This is a genomic window from Kitasatospora sp. SC0581 (assembly GCF_048159585.1).
Lineage (GTDB): Bacteria > Actinomycetota > Actinomycetes > Streptomycetales > Streptomycetaceae > Kitasatospora.
Genome location: NZ_JBLRWA010000069.1, coordinates 1 through 1,421 on the forward strand (window position 1 = coordinate 1; position 1,421 = coordinate 1,421).

General features: G+C 74.0%; 2 protein-coding genes. Both read right to left on the reverse strand.

The genetic code is table 11. From position 1 onward, the window contains the following. A partial coding sequence (locus ACLWS4_RS37055) for a hypothetical protein (RefSeq protein ID WP_416876429.1) occupies positions 1 to 341 on the reverse strand: 341 nt, incomplete at its 3' end. Next, entirely contained in the window at positions 338 to 1,303 is a 966-nt protein-coding gene (locus tag ACLWS4_RS37060) for a phosphotransferase family protein (protein ID WP_416876430.1), read from the reverse strand. The genes ACLWS4_RS37060 and ACLWS4_RS37055, both read right to left, overlap by 4 nt. Between the last annotated feature and the right edge of the window lie 118 nt (positions 1,304 to 1,421).

Below are 1,421 nucleotides of genomic sequence, written 5' to 3' on the forward strand. Positions count from 1 at the left end.
CAGTTCCCGGCGCGGGCGGTGAGGCCGTCGTGGCTGGTCCCGGTGCCCCAGATCATCTCGCCGGGCGTGGCCAGGAGCGCAGGCTGCAACTCCTTGGCGTCGGGTAGAGCGCGGCGCACCAGGTCCTCCGGCGACGGGCCGCCGGGTGCGTGGACCTCGGCGCGCCAGCCGTCCTCGTACAGGGCGGTGGTGGAGGTGTAGCGGCGGGGGTCGCCGGTGCCGACCGTCGCGCAGACCGTGGGCGTGCCGGGGTGTGCGATGAGCAGGAGCACCGGGATGCCGGTGCGGGCGACGACAACGGCGGCCTGGTCGCCCGGTGTGGGCGGGGTGTGGGCGGTCATCGTGCGGCCCCTGCCCCTGCGGCCTTCATGACGGCGGTGTTGCCGAGGTTCCAGTGCCAGGGGAAGCCCGGCAGCGGGTCGGTGAGGAGGGTGGCGAGCCGCAGGTCGGCTTCGTGCTGCCAGTGGGGTTCGTCGCGTGCGTAGCCGGCGGCGGCCAGCCAGGCGCTCACCGCGAACGCGGGGGTGAGCGCGTGGTGGTAGGTGCGGCCGTCGGCGTGGCTGGTCACGTCGAGGCCGTAGGCGGCGGTGAAGGCCTGGTACTCGGCAGGGTCGGCTCCGTAGACGTCCCGGCGCCAGCCGTACGCGGCGAGGTCCCACAGGACCGGGCCGATGGCCATGCGCTCGAAGTCGATCAGGTGGGCGACGCCGTCGGCGGTGATGACGCAGTTGCCCGGGCCGGCGTCGCCGTGCAGCGGGGACATCGGGCCCGGCCATGCGGTGGTCTGCCAGGCCTCGCGGGCTGTGTGGAGGAGTTGGTGGAGGCGCCTGCGGTCTCGGGCCGATCCGGCCGGGAAGAGTTCATCGATGCCCGGGAACAGGCGGGTGAAGGGGTCGATGGCCGGCAGGCGCAGGCGCGGCCCGGTGGGCACCGGCAGTGCGTGGAGTCGGCGCAGCAGGAGCGCGACCTGGCACGGCGTGGCCGCGACGGTGCTCGGGCCGAGGTCTTCGGTGACCAGCACGTAGACGGTCTCGTGCCCGGTGTCGTGGCGGTAGGGGTAGCGTTCCTCGCCGACGGGCCGGGGGGCCGGTATGCCGCGGCTGAGCACGTACCGCGCGGCCTGTGTCTCCCGGTACGCCTGCGCGAAGGTGGCGCCGGCGCCGCGGACCTTGGCGATGACCTTGCTGCCGGGCAGGCGCCAGGTGTGGTTCTTGCCCGGCTGGAGCAGCGTCGCTCCGGCGGAGTCCAGGTGGTGGCGCCGGGCGGCCGCGCGGACTGCCGCCAGGCTCTGTTCTGGTGTCAACGTTCGTCCCGTGGTCGGTCGTCCACCGCTGTTCAGCGGGCGGCGGGGGTCTTCTGCGAGATGGCCTGCGTGGTCTTGGGGTGGTAGTGGGAGCAGGAGGGGCAGTCGGGGTTGCGGG